We start from the raw sequence: 19,765 nt of genomic DNA on the forward strand, positions 1-19,765 counted from the left end.
AGATACAGTAAGTTATAACTGATGGAACGGAAGCATGTCAGAAGATACCTCTACTAGCCCTAGCAACTATAAGACAGTCTTTTTTGTAAGCGTAATCACATGCTTACTTTTCTGTATTGCGCTCCTGACACTACTTGTCTGCTTGCCGTCTCCATCATTACTATCTTACCTTGGTTATGCCGACTCCGTTGCTCTTGCCAATGCTGAAAGTATAAATGACCCGTTTACCTCACACATTGTTGGAGAACTAGTTAAAAGTGGGACATTGATTAGCCTGAAAGATGTATGGTCATTTCAAACAGGCTTCTATCAAACAATAATTACTTTTCTTATCGCCATTAATGGTTTGATCGCTGCTATATCAGTTATTTACATCAAAAGTACATCAGAAGAAAAAGCCGAAGAAATCACTAAGAAACATATGCGTAGTGAGAGTTTTATTCACATGTTAAATGTTAAGATTGAAAACGAGGCGGAAGAGAGACTGAGAATTGTACAAAGCGATCTAAACTCTACGGCCAGAGACTTTGAGGATGCAGTTGAGACAGTGCAACGTTTAAAAATGGAAAATCAAAGTCTACGCCAACAAATTAAGGTCATCGCGGAGCACATTGCTAGGTTGGACACCTCCGAATCTGAAGGCAAAGAAACCCTACTTGTCAAAAAGGAACAATAGATGGCATTTGTTAGAAAATCTGGTAGAAAAACTCAAGCGAATACTGAATTTGAAGACTTGTCTACGCCTGAGCATCTAATAACACTTGCTGAAAGCAAGGGGCTAGAGACTGACCCTGTAAATGTATCTGAATTGGCCAAACTCCTCGGGATTGCCGTGAGATATGAGCCAATGCAAGATGAAGAATCAGGCTCACTAAAGAAAGAGAAAAAGTCAGGTAGTTGGGTTATGACTGTTAACTCACTACATCATCCGCATAGACAAAGATTTACCATGGCCCACGAAATTGCACACCGCATACGCCATGCTGCTAACAGTGATTGCTTTGAAGATAAAACTTTCTTTCGAAATGGGGAAACAAATTGGATGGAAGCTGAAGCCAATGATTTTGCAGCATCACTATTGATGCCCAAAGATGCTTTCGATAATTTTATTGCAAACGTATCGTCAAAAGTTGAAGATGTTGCTATGCACTTCCAAGTATCATCTCATGCCGTTCGAATCAGAGCCAAGGTACTTGGTTATGATGGGCATAATCTATGAATGAATATGTCTACTTTCCTATCATAAAGACGAGAGATGGCGAACTTCGTTGTTTTGAAAACATCAATGATGATGATTTTTCAAAGATTTTGCCGATTTACGAACTAACCAAGTCAAGAAGAACGAAAAAAGCACCTGATGGCGATATTTATCGTCGTATGAAGCAAATTGCCAAAATTCAAAACGATAGGCCATTTATACTTGATTTGAGTACAGACGAAAATTACACCAACCCTCAAATTGAACAACTATTGTCAGAACATAATGGCTTTAAAGAGTGGCAGTATTTTTTATTTGATCTCCATAGTGACTTGAATATCATCCCTATGGTTCATTTGTACGAAGATGATGACGGTAAGTTCGAAGATGTTGAAGAATTCGTGAGAAGTGCTTCTGTTAAGAAGGATTATCTAGCGGTTAGACTACCATATGACCTAAGTGACAAAGATGTTGAGTATTACTTAGCGCCTATAGTGAGTAATTTAAACGAAAATTGTAAACTCTACGTGATTTTAGATGCTGAATTTGTAAGAGGGAAAGCCATCCAAGATGTAGTAGATACTTTCCTTGAAGCGTGTTCTGGTACGAAGTTATTCGCAGATAAAATCGAATCCGTTGTTATGCTCTGCTCTAGTTTCCCATCGAATGTTGCTCAAACTGGCGGTGAAGATATTGCAGGTGAGTTCGGGATCTGTGAAGAAGATATCTATCAGGGAATAAGTCAAGAGTTCCCAATCAAATATGGTGACTACGTTTCAATTAACACCGAACAAATAGAGATTAAGGGCGGTACTTTTGTCCCTAGAGTTGATATTGCATCTTTAGACGGAAAATCATTCACTTATAAAAGATACCGTAGAAATAATGGTGGGTATGTAAGAGCAGCACAGCACACTGTTAGAGATACAACGTCATACAAACCGCTTGGTGTTTGGGCTGATAAAGAGATTCAAGTGGCAGCAGATAACAATCCATCAGGTATCAGCCCTGCGTTTTGGATATCAGTTCGCATGAACTACTACATTAAAAGCCGAATATTACTCAGAGATTCAGGAGGTTCTTCGCTTTAACGACGACGGGGCTTTCTTTGTAATAGTGTATATATCATCCGACGTCAAATGAAGAGTGGTTTCTTGTTTCAATAGTTTTGAGACCACTCCATATCTTTCGTTGAAATCGTCTCTAGATAACTGCCTTAACGAATCTAAAGTGTTTTTCTTTGATACGTACTCGCATAAATCATGCTTCGACCTTAAATTGCTTCCTTTCGATAACGCACTCAGCTTTTGAACACTTAATGCACTGGATAAGACTCTTTTATCGTGTCGTTTGAACTGTTTTGATTTCCGAACATGAGTAAGTTTGCCACCTTCAACCAATAAGATGCCTACATCTCTTGAAATCGTTGCTCGGACTTCAGCTAAATTACTGGGTTCACATACAACAAAGCAAAAATCAAAAAACTTTTTATAACTTTCAATTTGATAACTCAATCTAGATACTGTGTCACGAGCACCTTTTATTTCAAAGGCGGTTAAGAAGCCATCATTCAGCAATGCTAGATCCGCTCTTCTTTCACAAAATTGAAATGAAAATTCAGAACCAACAACAAAATTTTCATACTTTTCTAGGAAGTACCTCACTATTAGTTTTTTAATTTCTAGCTCTGTCATCTATGTCACTTAAACTGTATATGCAAACAGTATTATCGTTTATCACTTACGTATCAGCAAGCACATTATAAACGCCTTTCTATTAGTATTTTCCCAAATATCGGGTTAAGTTTTGCATTTTGGCTCTTATCATTTTTTGTATATCAAAATTGACTGGGTACGACAGTGTAATTTGAAAACGTAACTCATTAGGAGAAAAAGAGAGTTATAGCCGTCCTCCCTAAAGCGGCACAACTCGGAAATTTAATACCAAGCCCTCGAGCTTGTGTTTTGAGGCAAAAAAATACGTATAGCTGACGTAATACAAAATCTATGGGCGATTAATACAGCTTAGCCATGCTGTTCGTTGACCTTAATGAGCGCCTTATTTGTGGGTATTCCAATGGTGGCGATGCAATCTAGTAATCCAACCTTTAGGTTTGAAGTTACGTACCAAAATGGCTTTTTTTACATGACTCTGTACACTAAAAGTCGTAATTACCTTAAAAGTAATGGATTGCTACACATGGAAAAAGAAAGCCAGCTCGAAATTTTTAGGAACCTTCGCGCCACAAATTGGTTACTTGTATCAATCAGTATCCTACTTCTCGTGGCAATCTCCAATTACGGCTTAGCCAGGTTTGTAGGACTCGAAAAGGAACTGGAATTCTTCGGAAAAATAGCGGGCCGTGATTTTTCAGACCTGACGGAAGATATTATTCAAGCCACATTGAGTACATCCCAGAATAGAGGGCATGAGGAAAAAATTAGTGCTTCGCAAAGATTTTATATCACACATTCTCCTTTGGATAACTTCCTTGAATTCGAGATTAAAATTGAGCCAGAAGGAATACGCAAGCCATCAGCGAGATTTGATAACACCCTTTTTCAGGGACAATTCACAGGATATTTCCCTCAGGTCCTTTGTGACAAAACGGACGAATATGATTTACCTAGAGACGGGATAGTAAACACTGTAGGTGATATACAAACGTACTGGGACATAAGCGCGAAGCTCGAAAAATATGCTCTTGTGCATGGATTCGATAAGGACAAGGCCATACTAAGACGGGGGGAAATAATTGATGCGGGCACTGTGGAAGTGGAAAGCCAGTTAAGCCACACTGTAGTTATTGAGCATGTAACTGTAACCAATGAAGAAGTAGAAGAATTAAAATTTGCTTCTATAGAAACTAGAGCTTGGTCAGGCGGTAACCTTGTCTATGATGATAACTTCAGTACACGGCTAACGTGTTGGGATGACGGTACAGCTGCTCTGATAGTTAGGAGTAAGTGGGACAAAATCTACTACGAGTTAGAAATCCCTTTCGACGTTATTGAGTTTGAGGTTGTGCCACTCACCTCAGTGTTCTTAATACCGGAAAAATATGGCCTTCTTTTCGAAGATGCATTCCCAGTTGTCATGAGTGACGCTGAGGCCTTCCCAGAACTAAACATACATAGTTTGGACGTGTTTTTTAACCAGGCGAAGCGAAACTCATCTAAAACATCTTCCTTGTTTGGCTTCGAGTTAAGCCCTACATTACTGTTAGACCTTGGGGTTCTTATAATCTGCATCGTTCAGCTCTATTTCTTTATTCATTTAAACCATTTTGCGGACATCATTAGGGATTCACAAGATAAGCGCCAGTATTTGTGGATTGGTCTTTATAACGACATCATTTCAAGAGGTTTATTCTTTGTAACTTCGATAGGCTTGCCTATTACAGCGAGCATGATGGCTATAAACATGCAGCTCACCCTTAACTCAAATGAGTTCCTAATAGGCATAAACGTCGCATTTTTGGCATTGAATTTTGTCTGGATATGGTCTCTGTACAAACTTTGGACTAAGTGACAATGACAAGTTGAGTGCACCTAACAGATACCGTCATACTATTTAAGCTGAAGAACTACTCAATAGCTAAGATGCTAGACGACCTCGGGGAAATCTAATCCTTCTAATTTCGAAAACAACGCAAGTTTGATTTGTCCGCTTCTTGTCTTAAGCGGACGTTGAAGGTTCAATTGAAGAAGCTGCACTCTGCGGTTACATTAGCCATTCAAATATTAAAATTGAAACACAAAAAAGGCGAACCACTCGGTTCGCCTTTCAAATCAATCCAGCTTTAACAGCAAAGCAGCTAAACCACCCTATTCCTCAGAATAGCTCTCAATACTTGGGCAAGAACAAATTAGGTTACGGTCACCGAATACATCATCAATACGGTTAACCGTTGGCCAGAATTTGTTTCTGTGTACTTCTGGTGCTGGGTACGCCGCCAGCATGCGGTCGTAGCTGCGGTTCCAGTCGCTGTCACAGATATCTGCTAGCGTGTGTGGTGCATTGTGTAGTGGGTTGTCAGTGGCATCCCACTCGCCGCTTTCTACTTTCGCTACTTCTTGGCGAATGCTAATCATGGCATTAATGAAACGGTCTAGCTCGTACTTTGCTTCTGACTCTGTAGGCTCAATCATAAGCGTACCCGCTACTGGGAAGCTCATGGTTGGCGCGTGGAAGCCGTAGTCGTTTAGGCGCTTAGCAATGTCTACTTCGGTCACACCGCTTGCTTCTTTAAGCGGGCGCAGGTCAACAATACATTCGTGCGCAACACGGCCGTTGTTACCTTTGTAAAGTACCTTGTAGTGCCCTTCTAGCTTCTTCGCTACGTAGTTAGCGTTAAGAATAGCTACTTCGGTTGCACGGCGTAGGCCTTCGCTACCCATCATTTTGATGTACATGTAGCTAATAGGCAGAATAGATGCACTACCCCATGGCGCTGCCGAAACCGCACCACAGTCTTTACCTGCTGTTGCTACGTCTACCACTGTGTGGTTTGGTAGGAATGGTGCAAGGTGCGACTTAACACCAATGGGTCCCATACCTGGGCCGCCACCACCGTGTGGAATACAGAAGGTTTTGTGTAGGTTAAGGTGCGATACGTCTGAACCAATGAAACCAGGTGACGTAATGCCCACCTGCGCGTTCATATTCGCGCCGTCCATGTAAACCTGACCGCCGTGCTCGTGAACAATGTCACAAATCTCGCGTACGGTTTCTTCGTATACACCGTGGGTAGACGGGTATGTGATCATGGCACAAGACAGGTTCTCACCTACCTCTTCAGCCTTCTTACGAAGGTCGTTAAGGTCTACGTTACCGTTTGAATCACAGGCTACGACCACTACTTTTAGGCTAACCATTTGTGCAGATGCTGGGTTAGTACCGTGTGCAGAGCTTGGAATTAGGCACACGTTTCTGTGGCCTTCACCGCGGCTTTCGTGATAACGCTGAATAGCCAATAGGCCTGCGTATTCACCCTGTGCACCCGAGTTAGGCTGCATTGAAAGTGCGTCGTAACCTGTTACGTTAATTAACCACTTAGCTAGCTCGGCAATCATTTCTTGATAGCCTGTCGCTTGATCTAGTGGTGCAAACGGGTGAAGCTGGCCAAATTCAGCCCATGTCACTGGGATCATTTCAGCAGTCGCGTTTAGCTTCATGGTGCACGAACCCAATGAAATCATTGAGTGGTTAAGCGCCAAATCTTTATTCTCAAGGCTCTTGATGTAACGCAGCATCTCTGTTTCTGAGTGATACTGGTTAAATACTTCGTGCGTAAGAATGTCGCTTGTACGTACTAGCGACTCAGGAATAGACTTCACGTCTTGCGTAGTTACTTCAGCGTCTAGGCCTTCAACCGTTAATCCGTGATCGTCACCTAGGATTACGTCGAATAGCGCAACAATGTCTTCACGAGTGGTGGTTTCATCTAGTGCTACACCTACCGCACCTTCTAAGTCAGCACGTAGGTTCATGCCTTTTTCATATGCTTTAGCTAGAACGTCTTCTTTGTTATCTACCATTACGGTTAGGGTGTCGAAGTACGTGCTGTGCTTAAGGGCAACGCCTTTTTCTGCACCTTTTTGTGTTAGGCCAGTAGCAAGAATGTCAGCGAAACGGTGAATGCGCTCAGCAATGGTTTTAAGGCCTTGTGGGCCGTGGTACACCGCGTAGAAGCTTGCCATGTTGGCAAGTAGTACCTGCGCTGTACAAATGTTCGAGTTCGCTTTTTCACGGCGAATGTGCTGTTCACGGGTTTGTAGCGCCATACGCAGTGCTTGGCGGCCACGGGTGTCTTTACTTACACCAATGATACGGCCAGGTAGTGAACGCTTGTAGCTGTCGCGCGTTGCAAAGAATGCCGCGTGCGGACCACCGTAGCCCATTGGTACACCAAAGCGCTGTGCACTACCCAATGCAACGTCTGCGCCTAGCTCGCCTGGCGACTTAAGCATAACTAAGCTCATTAGGTCTGCCGCTACTGCCACAATACCTTTTTTCGCTTGTACCGCAGCAATGATGTCGCTGATGTCTTTTACTTCACCTGTGGTAGTTGGGTATTGAAGTAGCGCACCAAATACGTCGTGCTCTGCCGCTTCTTCTGCTGCACCTTTGATGATTTCAAAGCCGAACATTTCCGCGCGAGTTTCAACCACGTCAATAGTTTGTGGGTGTACGTCGTTAGCAATAAAGAAAGCGTTCGATTTTTTATTTTTAGATACGCGCTTGGCAAGGCCCATCGCCTCTGCCGCGGCTGTCGCTTCGTCTAGTAGTGAAGCAGACGCTAGCTCAAGGCCAGTAAGGTCGATAGTAACTTGTTGGAAGTTAAGAATGGCTTCTAAACGGCCTTGTGCAATTTCTGGCTGGTAAGGCGTGTATGCTGTGTACCAACCTGGGTTTTCTAGCACGTTACGCAGAATTACGTTTGGTACGTGTGTGTCGTAGTAACCCATACCAATGAAAGAACGGTTAATTTTGTTCTTTTGCGCAACCGCTTTTAATTCACTTAATGCTTCAACTTCTGTCGCACCTTCACCGCATTTTAGTGGCTCTGGTAGCGCAATACCTGCCGGTACAGTTTGCTCGATTAAATCGTCTAATGAGCTTGCACCAATGGCAGACAGCATTTCTTCAATTTCACCTTTACCCGGGCCAATGTGACGGCGGATAAATGTATCTTTTTGCTCTAGTTGAGCCAATGTAGGGGAAGTATTCGACATAACGTTGTTAAGCACTCGTAATGGTTGCCGCAAAGGGCGCGTTAAATCTTTAAGTTAAAAAGGGGCGCTAAACCTAGGCCCCTTTTTTAAACTGTATATCTGTAAAACTGCGTAACGAATTACTCTTCGTCAATGCTGTTTTCGTAGCCTTCTGCGTCAAGTAGACCTTCTACTTCAGCCGCATCGTCAGCTTTGATTTTGAATAACCAGCCGTCGCCGTATGGGTCAGAGTTTACTAGCTCTGGCGAGTCTTCTAGGTCTTCGTTTACTGCAACGATTTCACCTGAAATTGGCGCGTATACGTCAGATGCTGCTTTTACCGATTCAGCAACACAAATGTCGTCACCAGTGCTAACGGCGTCGCCAACATCTGGTAGTTCAACGAAAACCATATCGCCAAGTAGGCCTTGTGCGTGCTCAGAAATACCTACAGTGAAAACACCGTCACCTTCAGGGCGAACCCATTCGTGCGTAGCGGCATAGCGTAAATCAGTTGGGATGTTGCTCATAATCGTTCCTGTTATTCTCTGTTAACTTATAAAACACTTTTTCCATTGCGTACAAAGGAGGGCTTAACCACATTTACTGTAACCCACTTTTTGCGCATTTCCACTTCAACTGTCTCACCAACATCACTTGGTACTCGCGCCATGGCAATTGAGTGGCCCAATGTTGGAGAGAACGTACCTGAAGTAATAACACCTTCGCCGCTCTCTGTTTTCACTTTAAGGCCATGACGAAGCACGCCTTTTTCAGTCATTACCAAGCCTACAAGCTTGTCGGTACCCGCTTCACGCTGCGCTTCTAGTGCTTTACGCCCTACGAAGTCACGATCTGCCGGTTCCCAAGTAATTGTCCAGCCCATGTTAGCGGCTAGTGGAGATACGGTTTCATCCATATCTTGACCATATAAATTCATACCCGCTTCAAGGCGGAGCGTGTCACGTGCACCTAGACCACATGGCTTAACGCCTGCATCAAGTAGTGCTTGCCAGAAGCTTTCTGCTTGCTCAGCTGGCACCATAATTTCGTAGCCAGCTTCACCTGTGTAACCAGTGGTAGCAATGAACAGGTCTTCGGCTTGTACGCCAAAAAATGGCTTCATGCCTGCAACCGCTTCTTTTTGCGCTGCACTAAATAGCGTTGCCGCTTTTTCTTTAGCGTTAGGGCCTTGAACCGCAATCATGGCAAACTCAGGGCGCTCGGTAATGGTTACGTCAAAGCCTTCTGCTTTGCTCATTAACCAGTTCATGTCTTTTTCGCGCGTTGCTGAGTTAACTACCAAGCGATAGTTGGTTTCGTCGAAGTGATAAACAATAAGGTCGTCTACAACACCGCCTTCTTCATTCAGCATGCCGCTGTATAGCGCTTTGCCTTTGTCTTTCAACTTAGCAACGTCATTAGCTAGCAGGTACTGAAGATACGCTTTCGCTTGTGCACCTTTTACATCAACAATGGTCATGTGAGATACATCAAACATACCTGCGTCTTGACGCACAGCGTGATGCTCTTCAATTTGTGAACCATAGTTAATTGGCATATCCCAGCCGAAGAAATCGACCATTTTCGCACCCGCTTCTAGGTGCTTTGCGTGTAGGGCGGTGGTATTAGACATTCCACTTACTCTTTTTAATTGAAAGGTAGAAAACGACACTGAGTATAGTGAGCTAACGTTTGTGCAACAAATTGGAAATATTTATCAATACATTTAAAAAGCAAATGTATTACTGCCCGAACATCAGAAAATCAAATATTAGATAGCTAGGCTAAGTCCTTTGGTAGCGTTGTTAAAATCTATCGATAGGCGCAACTTGGTACAGTATTCGCTTAGTGCTACCTATCTGTAATTGTTTGAGCATTTTAGGGAACGATAATGATAGTGTCTCAGGCCGACTACGATCGCTGGCAAGCCATGTATGGTGAGCGAAATAATGATGGTGTTTCAAGTGAAACTGATAGTGCATCTGCGGCAAACGAATATACAGATGGGCACAACTTCGCCACCAAGGCGGCAATGGATGGCGAACAAGTTACATCTACCACAACTGAAGAGCGCCCTAAAAGCTTTCTAGAAGAAGTTTTTGAGAGAGTGTTATTTAATAGGTTAGGCGTAGACCAAGAGAAAATGGATGAACTCAAAGAGGAAATCGAAAAGACTAAAGATGCTATTGAAGCACTTAACGAGCAAAAGCCGCACAATGAAAACCAGAAAAAACAGCTTGATGACTTGCAAGCAAAACTCGAAAAACTAGAAGAGGCACTTAAGGCGTTACTACGCCAAGCCAATGAGCGTGCAAATGAAGAGCGTACATTGGGGCAGCAGTCAAAATTACAGTCAGCTGGCGTCTATTTATCCGTATCCCAATACAATGAATAAAATGTTGGCCGGATGAACTTACTTAAAGAGAATAAAGTCGGCAGAAGATCCTTCCACTGCCGAAAAAGGGCGCAACACACAAGAATTGCGCAAAACAGGAGATGCCCAAACAATAAGCCTGAACATGATTAACTTTATGTGCGTTTACCTATTCTGTTTGTACCAAAGGTCTCAAATAGCACGCTAATCGTCTTTAGTGCCCAACTGTTTGCTTTTATCCGCAATAAACTTCTCAACTACCTCTTTAACGAACTGCTGGCAATCAACCGAAGTGGTTGGGTCATAATGCCCACCATTGGTGATGTTGTTTGATAACACGCGAATGCCCAGAAAAGGTACGTCGTAAGCCAATGCAATTTGTGCCGCGGCTGATGTTTCCATTTCTTCTACACTAGTGCCAAGGTGCTCATTAAGCCAAGCGATACGGTCTAACTCATTGTTCCAAAAGTTACCGCTGCCAATGGTACCTTCTACCACTTTTCCGCGGGTATACTTTTGCTTTACCGACTGTGCAATGCCCAGTAATTCTTTGTTGCCTAGGTAGTAGCGCACCTTCTCGGCATCCGCAGCACTGTCGCCCTCTCCGGCACTTCCTTCTGAAGCCATAATATCCATAGGCACCCATTGCATAGGGTCTGAGCCTTGTCCTTGCGCTAAACGCGCCGTTTTAAAGTTACTCGCATTTACCGCGCGTTTGCCTAGCACTATATCACCCACGTTTAACTTAGGATCATGCCCGCCCGATGTGCCTTGATTGATGATGGCTATGGGGCGATAACGCTCAATACCAATAGCCGTTGCCGCAGCGGTATTTTCTAGCCCCTTCCCCGTTTTGGCTACCACCACTGGATAGTCGTTCAACCTACCAATATAAAACGTGGCATTCCCTGCTTTTTCTATGCGAACGTCGGTGAGTAAACTTGCAAAGAATTCTGCTTCAATAGGCATAGGCCCTTGGATCATGATGGGCGATTTTGGTGCACTTGCAGAGGTAACCGATACAGAATTAAATTGGCTCTGCTTTCCCAAACATACGCTACTGACCAGTAACGCCATAACTACAACCACATATTTCAACAGTACACTCCCCATATTTAACTGTATAAATTTACGAATAACGAAAGTTGCAACCGCGGTGCCAGCTTTGAAAAACGTGAGCCTTTTCTCGTTGCTATTCCAAATAGTAACACCGATAACGGTTAAGAAATTATTTTCACCTAACCATAAAGATTCTTTAGCTGAAGCCGATAACACAGTTGAGCAGAGTTGTACCTTGAATTAACGTAAAGATAGGGCCAACACAATGATAATTGCACAAAGTCAGATAACGTTTGGCTATAAGCATAGTTACAGCGAAACTGTCTCGGTAAAAGAATCGCTTGCTACTCGGCCTACTGCGAATGCAGATAGCGTCCCCTTTGAAAACACCACCACTGATAACCTTTCGCAAAACACGTTAGATGCCCCTGCCAATAGTGAAACGCAACACTTGGATGTTAAAACGGCTCAACTGAAGATGTTGGTAGAGCAATTAGCCGGGCACAAAATTACACTCACAAGCCCTTCAAACCTTGATAATGCACCCGGTACACAAAATGATAATCAAGGTAATGCGCAGGCGCGCCAATCGACTACCGCAGACCTAATATACCAGTATGAGGAAAGCTATTTAGAACACGAATCAGGGCATTTTAGTGCCAGCGGGCAATTACTCACAAGCACAGGCGATACCATCAACATTGCGTTGTCGCATTACTCAGAACGTCAGTATTACATTCAAAACCGCTTTGAGATGACAGTGGGCGAAGTAGAACTTTCAGATCCATTGGTGCTTAATTTGGGCCACTCAACGCATTCGGGCCTTGACCTTACACACAACAAAGTAGCGTTTGATATTGATGCCGACGGAAAGACAGATAACGTGCACTTTGCAACAGGAACATCAGGTTTTTTGGCCATTGATATCAATATGAATGGAATAATTGATGATGGTAGCGAGCTATTTGGTGCGCGCACCGGTAATGGTTTTAACGAGCTTGCCAAGTATGACAGTGACAACAATCACTTTATTGATGCAGGCGACCCGGTATTTTCTAACCTAACGTTTTATCAAAAAGATACTTCGGGTAGTGATGTCATTACGCCGCTTAGCGCACTGGGTATAGGCGCGCTGTATTTAGGCAATATAGCGGCGCCTTTTGAAGTAAAAGACGCCAACAATCAACTACAGGCTGCGGTGCGTGCCAATAGTTTTTTCCTGTATGAGGATGGGCGTATCGGCACCTTTCAACAAATTGATTTAGCTGTTTAGGCTCACCAGTTTTGCTTTTTGCATCCCCAAAGTGCGTAGTAAGCAATAAAGCAATAGCACGGTAACATAATGATATACGCTGTTTGTCCGCCAATAGCTTCGCTGGCAATGCCGTACACCATAGGCAAAATGGCACCACCTGCTATCCCCATGATGAGTAACGCCGACCCTTGCGCGGTGTACTTGCCCAAATTATTCAGCGCTAACGGCCAAATAGCCGGCCACACCATTGCATTTGCTAAACCTAATAGCGCAATGAAGGTAACGGTATTTGGTAAAGCTTGCACTCCAAGCCAGCCCCACAATGCGTTTGAAATACCGGTATCGGTATTTGAACTAAGCAGTATGCAAACCGTAAGCATTAAGCCTAGTAACGCCGAACTTAACAAAGCTGTTTGTTGAGAGATAAAACGCGGAATACACACCAAACCAATGGCGTAACCAATTACCATGGCGACCATGGTGAACGAAGTTAGTGTGGTGGCGTTCTCTACGCCAATTGACGAGCCATACAAGCCTATGGTATCACCTGCCACTACTTCAACGCCCACATAGAAAAACAAACTTATCGCCCCCAATACCAAGTGCGGGAATTGCAAAATTTGTTTGCTCTGCGATGGCGTGGTTGCAACGTCGCTATTGCCACCTGCGCTTTGCGCATCATCGTCACTTTCAATAGACGGCAACGCGATCCGCATAAACACCAATGCCAATAGCCCAAGCGCTATGGCCATACCGATGTATGGCTGAATGAGCGAAACCGACATGTCGTTTATAAGTACTGCTCGCGTGTCTGCAGGCATTGCGTCAAGCGACTCTTGATTAACATCGGGCAAGCCGCTTAATACCAAGCTAGTAAATACAATTGGCGCAAGCACACCTGCCGCTTTGTTCAGTAACCCCATAAACGCAATACGCGCGGCTGCACTTTCTTCGTTACCTAAGCGCACAATAAAAGGGTTCGACGCCGTTTGCAGAATGGTTAATCCGCTACCTACAACAAACTGTGCCAAAAGAAAGATAGGAAAAACGGCGGTCAGTGCGGCTGGCACAAACAGTAAGCAACCTACCGCAATAATGCCTAGACCTAAACTCATGCCTTTTTGATAGCCGGTTCTTTCTAGTATCTTGGCCATGGGCAAGGCCATAACCACGTAGGCAATATAAAAACAAAATGCAATAAGTAGGGCCTGTATTTCGGTTAGCTCACACACCATCTGTAAAAAAGGAATAAGTGCGCCATTAAGCCAGGTAATAAACCCAAAAATAAAGAACAATAAACCAATACTTAAAATGGGAATAAATCGGCTTATGCCTTGTGTGTCGGGTACATTTGATTGAGCTTGTGTTGTCATGTCAAAAGTCTCTTATTTTTAATTATTCTCTTGAGTCGCTTGATGCGCCAAATCCACTTAGCTGCGCTATGTCGTCGTTATTATCGCAATTGATATCGCAGCTGCTGTGGCCTGCAGAATAAGCAAATTGCTTTGTACCTTGCAGATACACTTGGCGAAGCGTATTTGCGCTATCGAGTACAACAAAGTTAGCGGCCTTTCCTATGGCAATATCACCTACCCTATCATGTATTTTGGCAAATACCGCAGGGGTTGTGCTTGCCATCATACTGGCATCTTCTAGCGCAATATTAATGTCGTTTACACTATTGGTCAGTGCACCATGCATATCTAGGCAGCTGCCCGCTAACGTGCCATCAGGTGTGGTTAGCTTATCGCCCGTACGTGTTATATGGGTATCAAAAAACGCAATGCGTTTGTCGCTTGCCCCCACATGCGCCATTGCATCTGTCACAAGCATAAGCTCACTAGGCCCTTTAGTTTTAAAGGCCAGCTCCACGGTTTTAGGGTGAACGTGCTGATGATCAACAATAATGCCGCAGGTACTGTTGTGAAGCATTGCTGCTCCCACCATACCCGGCTCACGCGACGTTAAAGGTGACATAGCGTTAAATAAATGGGTAAATCCAGATGCCCCTGCTTCAATAGCTTTTTCTACCACATCAAATGGCGCGTTAGAGTGTCCTAGCGCCACTATAACGCCATGACTCACTAGCTCGCGAATAACATCGCACGATACGTTTTCTGGCGCTACAGTCACAAGCACTTGCCCCAAGTCTTTGCGAGTATAGGTTGCCATTTCACGTTTACTTAGCTTGCGAATATAACAGGGTAAATGCACGCCTTTCTTTTCAATAGACAAATGCGGCCCTTCAAAGTGTACCCCTGCAATAGACGCATGGTTGTCTGCGATTGCTTGGCTAATCGCATTAGCGGCTTGCTCAATGGTGTCTATATCGTCAGTTATTAACGTAGGGAATAGCGTTGTAGTACCAAATTGAAGGTGCGCCGCCGCCATCACTTTTAAGCTTTCATAAGTAGGGGCATGATTAAACATTACCCCACCACCACCGTTTACCTGCGTATCAATGTATCCGGGTAAAACTGCGCCTTTGATATGCTGTGAAATACCCGCTTTTACCTCGTCGCTCACATAGGGGTAGCTCGCGATATTTTTAAAGATGCCGTTTTCAATACTTAGCACTTGGTTGGGTAACCAAGCGCCGTCCACTAACACCTTTTCTACAAGAAGATGGGTGATCATTGGGTTTTGGTTACCTTGTTTAATCCTGGTGGTGTATCAGGGTTTAAGCCCCACTCAATGGCAATTTGCTCAATGTCTAAATAGAAACGCTGCATAAGCAACAATGCAGAAACCCGAGGGTGTACATCACTAACGCTAGTTCCAGTGGTAAAACCTAGGTCAAGACACTCGCCGCCGCGTGCTCTTACATCTCCTACCATATCTGCGTGAAAAGGCGCACTTTCATCCAGAATATTAAGTGCTATCAACTTTAGTTTTTTCTCTACCAATGTCACAGGGCCGTGAATAAACTCCGCGCTACTAAACGCCTCGGCATGAATGCCTAACACTTCTTTTAGTTTAAGTGCTACTTCGCGACCTACTGCGTAGCCAAAACCGCGCCCCAACACTATGGTATTACGCGTATTTTCAAGATAATTGGCAGTAAGTTGGTTGGGCGATTCAATCACCTTTTGAAGTGATTCGGGCAATGTAGCTAATGACTCAAACAGTGCATCATTTTCACGCCAACGTGCGCACAAATGAAGAAGTGCAGATAAGGTAGCAATGAAACTTTTTGTGGCCGCTACCGCTTTTTCTTCGCCTGCTGATAAGGGAATAACGGCATCGGCAAGCTCAGCTAAAGGTGACGTTTCATCGTTAACAAACGCCACTGTGAAAGCACCACCTTTTTTCGCCGACTCTGTTTGTTTTAATATATCGGGGCTTCTTCCCGACTGTGAAATTACAAACGCCACCGCCCCGTTTAAGTTAAGCTGCTTGCCAAAAATACCTGCAATCGACAGCGCTGCACTGCAAACCGGGATCCCCATTTCGGTTTCAAACAAATACTTGCCAAATACCCCGGCATGATCAGAAGAACCTCGGCCAATAATATAAATAAGGTGTGGATTAAGCTTATTAAGTGTTGCGGCTAGTTCGCGAATGGCACCGTCGTTTTTATCGAGTTGCTTTGCGATAACCGTCGGCACTTCACGGGCTTCTTTTGCCATTATTGATAAATTCATTACTCACCTTTTAATTGAAAACAAGCCGCTTTGGCGTAATGGATAGCACCTTGTTGCGGTGTTGCCTTACACGCCACTAAACGGGCTTTAATGGAATCGGAAAAATATGTGGAGTACACGTTGCTAAGACCGCCAATCATTGCAAGAGGATAGTCATGTTGCGCTAATAGTCTTTGCGCCATTCTCTCAATATACGCTGCGCCTTCTTCAAACAACGCACTTACAGTCTCATCTTTGGCGTAAAGCAACGGCAGCATTTGCTCAACCAATGCCGCATAGTGATGGGTATTAAACGTGGCACATTGGCTTACAATGTCATTGATGTCATTCGTCTTAAGCGCACTACAAATTTGTGTAGCCAATGCGTCTATAGGGGCAAGTTCGTCTAAACACAGCAGTGTATGTTTTACGGCTTGTAGCCCAAGCCATGCGCCACTGGCTTTATCGCCAATAGGAAAACCGTGACCACCTACATCGTGAAATGCGTGGTTATGCCACACCGTGCCCGAAGACCCTGTGCCGATAATGATCGCCGCACCACTTTCTCCATCGTGAGCGCCCAGACACGCCGCGTGTAAATCGCTTAGCACATGAAGCGAATGAAATGGATGTGTCCATGTTTCAAATACTTGCTTGGCACTGGCAATATTTGCACCGGCAAGGCCTGCACCTACCACACACTGTGACAAACCAATGGCATTGTCACAGTTCGTATTGGCTGATGCTATGGCAAGCGAGATAGCGTCTAACATAGATGCCTTTGCCAGCTCACTGTCGCGCATGATATTCGCGGGGCCACTTACGCCCTCGCCTAGCAATGTGCCCTTGCTGTCTTCTAATCTTGCTCGACATTTGGTGCCGCCACCGTCAATGCCAATAAAAAATAAATCAGAACTCATTTACACTTCTCGTTTTTATTAAATAGGTAAGACACACAATTAATGATGACAACGCTGTCATTTTTAACCATTAAAAACAAGCACTTATAACAGTACTTGTCGGCTCGTTTTTTGTGTACCTTGAAGTCTTGCGCGTACTTTTACGTTATCTGCATTTTCTATCGAAACGGGCTTGATGTACTCAATCCAGTCACCGTCTGCAATTTGATATTCACCAATCAGCCCAGCTTTTACCTGCATGGTTAGCATGCCACCGGCTATTTTTGCCGCAGGCATTGGCACGCGCACATTGATATTTTGTTGCACTAAAGCGGGGGCATGTTGCGTAAGCAAAGCATGTTCAAATGCGTGGAAGTCCTGATCACGGTTTTGCTGTAAGCTACCGTCTTTCACCAGTACTGGTGCCTTTTTTTGCCACGGCGCTTCATACCAAGCGCGTTCAGCAAGCGCCAATAACCGCGGGAACACCATGTACTCTACTGCGTCTTGGTTTACCGTTACTTCGCTCCATAACTGGCCTTGAATACCCACTACCGACGAGGTGTTTACCCTGTCATTACTGGTGTAATTTTCGCCCATGCGCGTCGTCCACTCTTGGCTGTGCAATGGCAAGTGCTCAGGCATCAGCGAGAAGACTTTATGCGTACTGGTAGCCCGTGAGCCCCAGTAATAACCTGGCTCAAGTGGGTTACTTTGATAAGGAAAATCAAAATAGAGCACATCGGGGAACGACAGCACTACTGGAATATTCGCTTCGGCAAAATGTGATACGGTATTTTTTCCACCTGCCGCTAACAGATGCCACACATTGGTGTATGCCTTAGTGTTATCTAAGGTTTTCGCCGCTTTTTCCATGCCATCGCTCCAACCACCAATGGCAATGTTATGCTTTTGAGCAATTTCTTGAACGCGTGTAACAAAGGTGGGAAGAATAGTATCGGCCTGTTGCCCTTTTGCTTTGCACACGGGGGATTCAACCCACGCGCCTGCGGTTTCATCAGCGCCTACATGGAAGTATTCAAGCGGCACATTTGCTTTGTCGTGCAACGCTTTCACCGCGCCCATTATGGTATCGATAAAAGTGTATGTGCTATCAAGACAAGGGTTTATCGTATTATCGCGATAAAATTGAACGCTTTCATAGCGCGTTGTGTCTTGCTTGTCGACCAACATATACTTATTTGCTTCGGCGCTGTTTCCGGCTTTCATGAATCGCTGATAGCGCGCATTCATAGACACAATAGCAGCGCGAGCATGCCCTGGCATATCAAGTGATGGGATCACTTCAATACCACGCTGATGCGCCATTTGAAGAATGTCGATGTAATCTTGCTGCGTTAAAAAACCATTCCCTTGCGCACTTTTAAACGGGCCACTGCCAAGCTGTGGTAACAAACAGGTTTGTTCCGACAAGTCATGACAGCGATATGCGCCAATGTCAGTAAGTTCCGGCAATGCGTCGATAGCCAATCGCCAGCCCTCATCGTCACTTAAATGAAGATGAAGCTTGTTCAGTTTGTACGTGAACATTTGCGTAAGTACCGACGCAATGGCCGCTTTACCCGGAAAATGGCGCGCAATATCTAAATGCATACCGCGAAAAGCAAAGCGGGGTTTGTCATGAATTGAAGTAATCGGCAGCGTTTGACGGTTTTTGTTATAAAGCTGCGCTAAAGTGAGTAGCGCATAGTTAGCGGCTACCGCATCTTTGGCCTTGATATCTACACGGCTGTCTCTCACAACCAATGAATATTCACCCTCAACAAGCGTATTAGGCGTGAAGCTGATATTGACGGGTATGCCGTTATCTTGCTGCGACAATCCAAAAAAAGCCGCCTGAGCTAATGCAGGTGACAAAGCATTAACAACGTCGTCTTTTACACTAATGCCTTTTACACTAATGCCTGTTACTGCAACGGTTTCACCCGTGTCTTTGCGCTCTGCAACTTGAGGAATAACGCGGTTATCCCACTCGGTTGATTTTGTGGTGTATGTTGGCTGCTTTGCTAAAAAAGCACTATCCATTAACGGCATAGCATCAGAGGCCGTTCGCTTGTATTGCGCTTCGTTTTGCCACGCGTCAGTATGCTGGTTAACTAACAAATGGGTACCCGGCTCTTTTACCCGTGTAGTTGATGCCACAATAACAGGTTGAAGCGATGGATAGGTTAAATAGTAATTTGGCATGGCGTCACTGCGAGAGGCATGCCAGAAAGGGGCTGACAAAGTCACTGTCACTTTTGTATCAGCCGCTATAGATTCGTTAAAGGTTAGGCGATGTAAATCGCCATTGATATGTTCAATAGTAATAGCGCTGTCGGTATCGAAGCCGCGAACTGGCGCAATATGGCTAAAGAATAATGATGTGGTTGCTGGAATAGCACTTGTTGCGCTTTGCAGCGTCATTTGTGATGAGAAGCAATCACCTTTGGGAATATGTACACGGCACGCAGTGTCATCAATATTGCTGAGTACGCTGTACTGAACATTAAGGTGCTGGCCAAGTTCGTCTAGCTGTGGCTGTTCAATGTTAGCCTGCGTTGATGCGACTGGCGAGCACGCCATTAACAACATTGATAATCCCAAAATACATCTCACGTAACACATCCTTTACTGA

16 protein-coding genes are annotated in these 19,765 nt (G+C 44.4%); 6 read left to right on the forward strand and 10 right to left on the reverse strand.

Annotated features, from left to right (window positions below):
* The first annotated feature begins 34 nt into the window (after nt 1-34).
* Genes OZ660_RS14435 through OZ660_RS14445 form a run of 3 tightly spaced genes read left to right on the forward strand, consistent with a single transcriptional unit; the run spans nt 35 to nt 2,289 of the window.
* Nucleotides 35-676 carry a hypothetical protein gene (locus tag OZ660_RS14435; protein WP_274741389.1) on the forward strand — a complete coding sequence of 214 codons (642 nt, stop codon included), beginning with the start codon at nt 35-37 and terminating at the stop codon, nt 674-676.
* The gene (locus OZ660_RS14440; RefSeq protein ID WP_274741390.1) at nt 677-1,219 is read left to right on the forward strand and encodes an ImmA/IrrE family metallo-endopeptidase; all 543 of its coding nucleotides are present in this window, start codon (nt 677-679) and stop codon (nt 1,217-1,219) included.
* On the forward strand, nt 1,216-2,289 hold the full coding sequence (locus OZ660_RS14445) for a beta family protein (protein ID WP_274741391.1): 1,074 nt from the start codon (nt 1,216-1,218) through the stop codon (nt 2,287-2,289). The genes OZ660_RS14440 and OZ660_RS14445 overlap by 4 nt, the downstream gene beginning before the upstream one ends.
* Here OZ660_RS14445 and OZ660_RS14450 read toward each other — a convergent pair.
* A complete protein-coding gene (locus OZ660_RS14450) occupies nt 2,269-2,892 on the reverse strand; it encodes a sce7726 family protein (protein ID WP_274741392.1) in 624 nt (207 codons plus the stop codon). The two genes, OZ660_RS14445 and OZ660_RS14450, sit on opposite strands and share 21 nt — an antisense overlap.
* Nucleotides 2,893-3,397: 505 nt before the next feature.
* Here OZ660_RS14450 and OZ660_RS14455 point away from each other — a divergent pair.
* Nucleotides 3,398-4,729 carry a hypothetical protein gene (locus tag OZ660_RS14455; protein WP_274741393.1) on the forward strand — a complete coding sequence of 444 codons (1,332 nt, stop codon included), beginning with the start codon at nt 3,398-3,400 and terminating at the stop codon, nt 4,727-4,729.
* A 296-nt stretch (nt 4,730-5,025) separates the two neighbouring features.
* Here the strand turns inward: OZ660_RS14455 and gcvP are convergent, their stop codons facing one another.
* The 3 genes from gcvP to gcvT all read right to left on the reverse strand — a co-directional run bounded on the left by gcvP (nt 5,026) and on the right by gcvT (nt 9,550).
* The gene (gene gcvP / locus OZ660_RS14460; RefSeq protein ID WP_274741394.1) at nt 5,026-7,935 is read right to left on the reverse strand and encodes an aminomethyl-transferring glycine dehydrogenase; all 2,910 of its coding nucleotides are present in this window, start codon (nt 7,933-7,935) and stop codon (nt 5,026-5,028) included.
* Nucleotides 7,936-8,054: 119 nt separating this feature from the next.
* Nucleotides 8,055-8,444 carry a glycine cleavage system protein GcvH gene (gene gcvH / locus OZ660_RS14465; RefSeq protein ID WP_159626895.1) on the reverse strand — a complete coding sequence of 130 codons (390 nt, stop codon included), beginning with the start codon at nt 8,442-8,444 and terminating at the stop codon, nt 8,055-8,057.
* A 26-nt stretch (nt 8,445-8,470) separates the two neighbouring features.
* Nucleotides 8,471-9,550, reverse strand: coding sequence for a glycine cleavage system aminomethyltransferase GcvT (gene gcvT / locus OZ660_RS14470; RefSeq protein ID WP_159626894.1), 1,080 nt, complete (start codon nt 9,548-9,550; stop codon nt 8,471-8,473).
* A gap of 258 nt (nt 9,551-9,808) precedes the next feature.
* On the opposite strand from gcvT, the gene OZ660_RS14475 reads away from it, so the two are divergent.
* Nucleotides 9,809-10,312, forward strand: a complete 504-nt coding sequence (locus OZ660_RS14475; RefSeq protein ID WP_274741395.1) for a hypothetical protein — start codon at nt 9,809-9,811, stop codon at nt 10,310-10,312.
* A 183-nt stretch (nt 10,313-10,495) separates the two neighbouring features.
* On the opposite strand, the gene OZ660_RS14480 is transcribed toward OZ660_RS14475, so the two are convergent.
* Entirely contained in the window at nt 10,496-11,566 is a 1,071-nt protein-coding gene (locus tag OZ660_RS14480; RefSeq protein ID WP_274741396.1) for a 5'-methylthioadenosine/S-adenosylhomocysteine nucleosidase, read from the reverse strand.
* Between the two features lie 49 nt (nt 11,567-11,615).
* Here OZ660_RS14480 and OZ660_RS14485 point away from each other — a divergent pair, with 49 nt between their 5' ends.
* The gene (locus OZ660_RS14485) at nt 11,616-12,623 is read left to right on the forward strand and encodes a hypothetical protein (protein WP_274741397.1); all 1,008 of its coding nucleotides are present in this window, start codon (nt 11,616-11,618) and stop codon (nt 12,621-12,623) included.
* A 2-nt stretch (nt 12,624-12,625) separates the two neighbouring features.
* On the opposite strand, the gene OZ660_RS14490 is transcribed toward OZ660_RS14485, so the two are convergent.
* From OZ660_RS14490 to OZ660_RS14510, 5 genes are all read right to left on the reverse strand, one after another.
* The gene (locus OZ660_RS14490) at nt 12,626-13,978 is read right to left on the reverse strand and encodes a sugar MFS transporter (RefSeq protein WP_274741398.1); all 1,353 of its coding nucleotides are present in this window, start codon (nt 13,976-13,978) and stop codon (nt 12,626-12,628) included.
* Between the two features lie 22 nt (nt 13,979-14,000).
* Nucleotides 14,001-15,242, reverse strand: a complete 1,242-nt coding sequence (gene nagA, locus OZ660_RS14495; protein WP_274741399.1) for an N-acetylglucosamine-6-phosphate deacetylase — start codon at nt 15,240-15,242, stop codon at nt 14,001-14,003.
* Complete coding sequence (gene nagB-II / locus OZ660_RS14500; RefSeq protein WP_274741400.1) at nt 15,239-16,249, reverse strand: glucosamine-6-phosphate deaminase NagB-II; 1,011 nt, start codon at nt 16,247-16,249, stop codon at nt 15,239-15,241. Before nagB-II ends, nagA begins: the two co-directional genes overlap by 4 nt.
* Nucleotides 16,249-17,148 carry a BadF/BadG/BcrA/BcrD ATPase family protein gene (locus tag OZ660_RS14505; protein ID WP_274741401.1) on the reverse strand — a complete coding sequence of 300 codons (900 nt, stop codon included), beginning with the start codon at nt 17,146-17,148 and terminating at the stop codon, nt 16,249-16,251. The genes nagB-II and OZ660_RS14505 overlap by 1 nt, the downstream gene beginning before the upstream one ends.
* Nucleotides 17,149-17,232: 84 nt before the next feature.
* Nucleotides 17,233-19,746, reverse strand: coding sequence for a family 20 glycosylhydrolase (locus tag OZ660_RS14510; RefSeq protein ID WP_274741402.1), 2,514 nt, complete (start codon nt 19,744-19,746; stop codon nt 17,233-17,235).
* Between the last annotated feature and the right edge of the window lie 19 nt (nt 19,747-19,765).

The organism is Alteromonas sp. 009811495, assembly GCF_028865455.1.
Classification (GTDB): Bacteria; Pseudomonadota; Gammaproteobacteria; order Enterobacterales; family Alteromonadaceae; genus Alteromonas.